The sequence below is a fragment of the Labrys miyagiensis genome (assembly GCF_030160835.1).
In the GTDB taxonomy this organism is placed as follows: Bacteria; Pseudomonadota; Alphaproteobacteria; order Rhizobiales; family Labraceae; genus Labrys; species Labrys miyagiensis.
This window is the reverse complement of the sequence record NZ_BSPC01000084.1, coordinates 1-4,990: the sequence shown is the minus strand read 5'-3', so window position 1 is coordinate 4,990 and position 4,990 is coordinate 1. Positions and strand designations below refer to the sequence as shown.

The window sequence follows — 4,990 nt, the reverse complement described above, 5'->3', positions numbered from 1 at the left end:
TCGGTTCCAGCCCGAGTTAATGGTCGTCGCGCTGGATGGTGGGGCTGTCGTTGGTTCCGTGATGGCGGGATACGAGGGGCACAGAGGCTGGATTTCCCGCATCGCGGTATTGAAGTCACATAGAGATCGAGGAATTGGGCTGAAGCTTCTTGCTGAGGCCGAACGCCGCCTTATGGCCTTGGGCTGCACCAAAGTGAATTTGCAGGTGGTCGAATCCAACGCGGCCGTGGTCGAGTTCTATGAACGATCGGGTTATCGGATCGAACCGCGTATCAGCATGAGCAAAATCCTCCGACGGGACCCCCTGCTTCGAGACCCTTAGTCTCCGCGACGCAGAGGAAATCCGGTGTCAAAATGGTTGCAGAAGGCCAGGTTTTGCGACAAGGAGAATCCAGCTGCCACCACCCGTCAAAGTCCAGTTGCTGCCCCACGATCCGCAGTGGGCGGAGAAGGCGGCCGCAGAAGCCAACGCGCTCGCGCTTGCCATGGGGCCTACATTGCTGACAGTTCACCATGTCGGATCAACGGCAGTTCCGGGCATTCGCGCAAAGCCGATCCTGGATCTCATACCTGTCGTTACAAGCCTCCCGGAGCTGGAGCGTCGCCGTGCCGATCTCGAGGCGTTAGGTTATGAATGGTGGGGCGAGTTCGGTCTGCCTGGGCGGCGCTACTGCACGAAGGCCGATCCCGTGACAGCCCGCAGGCTGGTCTAGCTTCACTGCTACGTCGAGGGTTCGTCAGAGATCGTCAGGCATCTCGCCTTTCGTGATTATCTACGGGAAAGACCAGACGTGGCCGCGGCCTATGATCGAGAGAAGGCGCGTTGCCAGAGCTTGCATCCCGACAACTCGCACGCCTATGGCGATTGCAAGAATGCATGGATACGGAAGATTGAGGCAGAAGCCCTCGCCAGATGAAGCCGTAGCGGTTTCTTGCGAAAATCCTGACTTTCGCGAAGCCAGTGGCCACTCTCATCGTTCGAGGGTGGGCCATCGACCATGTGACCCTTGCGCTAATTTGTTAGCAACGCCCTTGGAAATAGTGAGTTCGCCGCAAGGCGGACTGCCGAACTGCATCCTGACCGAGGTCCATAACCCGTTACTCCTCTCCTCGAATTGGATCTCGTGCCACGGCACAAAAAACGGCCGACAGAACGGCGCAAATAGTCTCGGGATGGCAACCCTGAGGCCGGAGGGGCACGCGCTAAGTGCCAGTAGGTTGCTAGTTTGCACGTTTCGGCTCATCCGGCCCCACTGTCCTTTGAGACGCAGATAGGCTTCTTCTTGCTGGTCAGGATAACGACGCATCAGCGCGTACCAGCCAGCTCGACCCATCCACACAGCCCCAGCCACAAACCAAGCGCTGATGAACAGGATCAAGGATATCATGTGGCTGCATCGCTCGCTGAAATCGAGCCACGCAGCACCCGATAGATCGTCGAAGGATGCACCTTGAGCGCCTTCGCGACCTGGCGGGCGGTCAGCCCCTCATTGAGGAGCTTTTGCCCGAGGGTGATCTGTTCACCCTTGAGCGCCGGCGGCCGACCGAACTTGACCCCCTTGTTCCGCGCTGCCGATCGGCCGGCGCTGGTCCGCTGATGGATCAGGGCACGCTCGAATTCTGCAATGCGGGCGGAGACCGTCACTACCATGCGGCCAGCTGGCGATGTTGTGTCGGCCCACGGTTCGCGGAGGGAGCAAAGACCCGCTTTGAGCTCATTGAGCAGCTCAGCAATGTCGAGGAGATCCTTGGTGGATCGCGCCAGGCGATCGAGCCTGGTGATCATGACCACACCGCTATCGCGCAGATGATCGAGCATGCGACGCAGCTCGGGCCGATCGCGCTTGGCGCCTGATATCCTCTCTTCGTAATTCTTGGTGCAACCGGCCGCCGCCTGGGTAGCGCGCTGCTGACTCAAATCCTTATCGTCAGTGGAGACGCGGAAACAGCCAATCAGCATGGTAAATCCGTTGCAAAACTCGTTCGCATAACAATATTTTGCAACCGAGTTTTGCAATGGGAAACCCGCTGAGATTTCAAAAGGTGGGCATGGCGTCGCGAAAGTCGGCAATTTGGCGACTCACGCCATCCCGCAGGAATGAATATTATTCCACTCTATGCGTCCTTCTTGGCGAGGAGGTCTCGAATCTCCTCGAGAAGCCGAACATCGGCAGGAGGAGCTCGCACAGCCGGCCCAAGGAATACACGCGTGATCTTGATCAGAAATTTGATCGCGGCGAACAGCACGACCATTAGAATAGCAAGATACAAGAAAGTGCTTATGAGGTCTCCGATTGCAAGAACCGGACCTAACTTTCTGGCTTCTGAAAGAGAAGTGCCTGCGGGAGCACTTCCACGCAGCATGATATAGGTGTTCGAGAAATCTAATCCCCCGGGGATTGCTGCCCCAATAATCGGGAAAAGCAGATCACTAATAATAGCTGTGACAAGTCTTACGAAAGCGGAGCCGATGACCGTTCCAAGGGTCACTCCGATAGCCACACTGATTGCCAAGCCTGCAATGCCGGCTCTTGAGGAAATCTCCCTGAGCTCCTTGAGCATAGTATTGACCACCCTATCGGTTCCAAAGACATCGCCTCCACACCCCGTCAGTTACTTATAATTTCTCCACAGAAATTATAAAGACGGGCAACGTTCGTTGTAATCAAATTGGTCAGGAATGGCATCGTTGTCGTCTATATCCCAATTAAGGCTTCACTTTTACTACTGGGTTTCACAACACCCAGGAGCCTGATTCTTCGGTGGCCGTTGAGTTCACAGCTTATCCGAAAGCGAAGGAGCCATGTCATGTCGGATTTTTTCAGAATGGACCAGAAAGCTATTCAGCTCGCTTAGCGTGTCCTTAGGACTGAGGCCCGCATCTCCTCGAAGCAGGCTCGCCAGAAAGGCAGCCTTGCGCTCCATATACTCGGTGATGGAGAAGGCGTCGACATTGGACGCGCTGCCAATGCAGGGCAGATTCTCGCACGACATCGGCTCCTTGCGCCGCCTTTTTGAGACATACTGTTTCCATTGCAACTCAGGATGGGCCGCGATCAGCCTGTCGCCAAGGTAGAGCGTGATATCGAGGATGACGTTCAGACCGGCCCAGCGCCCAGTCCAGGGGACAGCATGGTCTGTCCAAACACGATACCAATGGTCACGCGATTTCGTATCCCACAAGGACAGGAGCCCATTCCTCCTGTAGGGCAGGAGATAGCCGCCATAGCGATCGAACCAAGTGGCCACATCCACAGTGCTTTCGGGCGATGACGTCAGCCTCACCCCCTGGCGCGCCAGGAAAATCTTCAAATAACCGAGACGTTCGAATTTCGACGCCATGAGGACATCGAAATTCGTCTTGCCATCTGCTGTGCTGAGATAGGCGACTGTGCCCTTAATTGGTGGCGCATAGGGCGGATAGCCCGCCAAGGCCCGCTGCAGTCGCCAAAAACGCCAACGCTTGAGAGGAGACAACGGCAGCTCGAAGAAACCCTGCGGAGCGGTAGCAATAGGAATCTCGGGTGGCCTAGGCAGTTGGAAGGTGGCGGGGTCTTCGCCGCCATACATGACTGGCTCAAACTCGGCTTCGATCTTCTCGTCCCAGAGCAGTTCGGTCAGTGTCACCTTGCCATTCTTGCCTAAGGCCGCCATCGCCGTCTCATTGGCGGGGTCTGCGTAACGGGCGCTGAAGGTGAGGTTAGGAAAGGCTTTGGTATAGATCTCGTACACGGGAAAGGGCGGTGCATCCGTGCTGCCAAAGCCGAGCTTGAGCCGGCCCTTGCGCTTGCTCATCACCATGCTCCCTTCAATTTCCGGTGTGCCCCAATGATTGCGCGCCCACGCGAGTTGCCCCTCCCACGGCGCGGGCGGAAGAGGCAAAGCCTTCTCCAGGCTCAGGGCGAGGGATTGCCCCTCGCCCACGCAGAAGCGCTCTATGAAGGCATCGATCTCAGCCTGGATGCCAGTGATCGTGATGAGGCTGTAGACGAAATTCGACATGGCCCTAACAATGTGAGTTCGCAGACGTTACATATTTGGCTTTCTGACGACCGATGCGAACGCCGTCGTGAAGCCGCATCGTGCCAAGGCAATGCCGGTGATCTTGCGGGATAACGAAGAGTGTGACGTGTGGATGCAGAGCGTCCCACAGCGAAGCGAAGGAGTAGCAGCAGCCGTTGCCGGATGATGCGCTGGTGGTAGTTAAGCGATTGCAGAATTCAGAAGCAAGAGCCTCGCTATAGTTGGGATTCTTATGAAAAGCAGGAAGCAAGGCTGACGATGAGCGAGGTTAGGCCAACAGTTTGCGCGACCATAGCGACTTTCATGTTAGTTTGCTGCACTATATCGGCACAAGCTGCGGAGCCAACTAATGGGCAAACCGCATCGAAGGACGCCTGTCGGGTGATTTTCGATGCTCTCATAGCGCAAGCAAGAATCCCTTTCGCCGCTCAGATAGTGCCCACGAACAAAAGCGGTCAAGCCCTACCGCCGCTTGAAAAGCGGTGGGTTGGCGGGCGATTATATCTCGGACAGCTGGGGCGGTGGCAGTCTATCCCTATGACGTCGGATCAGATGATCGAAGACCTGAATCACACCAGGCAATTTCTCAAGGAAAGCTGCAAATTTGACAAGGATGAGCTCGTAAACGGTGAGCCTACACGCGTCGTAGAGGAACAGTGGATCGCTTCTTTCGGGATGCCCGGTGCTCCAACTCCATCGATGAGCCAAACGATGTGGATTTCCAAAGAAACAGGACTCCCTCTTCGTTTGACAGGAATAATGCAGGGGCAGGACGCGTTTGGGCCAGCTTCGATGACTTTCGATTATAATAACGTTGTGCCTCCACCTGCTAAGACTCAGAGCCCTTGATGTTTTGAGCCGACATTGCTGGAGACCGTGTGGATCTCACTCGCCACGAGCCAAATCGCCCACAATGCAATTTGTGTCGGCGTTGCCGGACCTGAAGCAAGCCTCTCGTCGCATCGGG

At 56.1% G+C, this 4,990-nt stretch carries 4 protein-coding genes and 1 pseudogene; 2 read left to right on the top strand and 3 right to left on the bottom strand.

The features are described 5' to 3' along the window. Positions 1-322: GNAT family N-acetyltransferase (locus QQL24_RS33905; RefSeq protein WP_284316740.1), on the top strand; the 322-nt coding region annotated here is incomplete at its 5' end. Between the two features lie 97 nt (positions 323-419). Further along, positions 420-917 (top strand): annotated as a pseudogene (locus QQL24_RS33900) (GrpB family protein). A 467-nt stretch (positions 918-1,384) separates the two neighbouring features. On the opposite strand, the gene QQL24_RS33895 reads toward QQL24_RS33900, so the two are convergent. The 3 genes from QQL24_RS33895 to QQL24_RS33885 all read right to left on the bottom strand — a co-directional run bounded on the left by QQL24_RS33895 (position 1,385) and on the right by QQL24_RS33885 (position 4,002). Then, positions 1,385-1,960, bottom strand: a complete 576-nt coding sequence (locus tag QQL24_RS33895; protein WP_284316739.1) for a recombinase family protein — start codon at positions 1,958-1,960, stop codon at positions 1,385-1,387. A gap of 155 nt (positions 1,961-2,115) precedes the next feature. Beyond that, the gene (locus QQL24_RS33890; protein ID WP_284316738.1) at positions 2,116-2,562 is read right to left on the bottom strand and encodes an MscL family protein; all 447 of its coding nucleotides are present in this window, start codon (positions 2,560-2,562) and stop codon (positions 2,116-2,118) included. 213 nt (positions 2,563-2,775) lie between these two features. Next, the gene (locus QQL24_RS33885) at positions 2,776-4,002 is read right to left on the bottom strand and encodes a hypothetical protein (protein ID WP_284316737.1); all 1,227 of its coding nucleotides are present in this window, start codon (positions 4,000-4,002) and stop codon (positions 2,776-2,778) included. Positions 4,003-4,990: the final 988 nt, after the last annotated feature.